This is a genomic window from Anaerovorax odorimutans, from assembly GCF_024459955.1.
Lineage (GTDB): Bacteria > Bacillota > Clostridia > Peptostreptococcales > Anaerovoracaceae > Hominibacterium > Hominibacterium odorimutans_A.
In genome coordinates, this window is the sequence record NZ_JANFXK010000206.1 from 1 (window position 1) to 236 (window position 236).

General features: G+C 48.3%; 1 protein-coding gene. It reads left to right on the plus strand.

What is annotated here, in order from left to right; all coding sequences use genetic code 11:
• A partial coding sequence (locus NE619_RS18490; RefSeq protein WP_256133923.1) for an ABC transporter transmembrane domain-containing protein occupies window positions 1-236 on the plus strand: 236 nt, incomplete at both ends.

Consider the following 236-nt stretch of genomic DNA (forward strand, 5'->3'; position numbering starts at 1 on the left):
TGACAGTTCTCGCCGTTGTGATGATCGGGGTGATGACGGCTGTTGCGAGAATGGTCGGAGGAAACAGCGGAAAATACTTTGTACGGCAGCAGCTTGATCTGGCAAGTATCACGGGATTTGTGGAAGAGCGTATGACGGGACAGCGGGTCGTGAAAGTATTTAACCATGAACGGATTTCGGAAGAAGAATTCGATCAGCTGAATGAAAGTCTGTTCGTCAGTTCATCAAAGGCACAT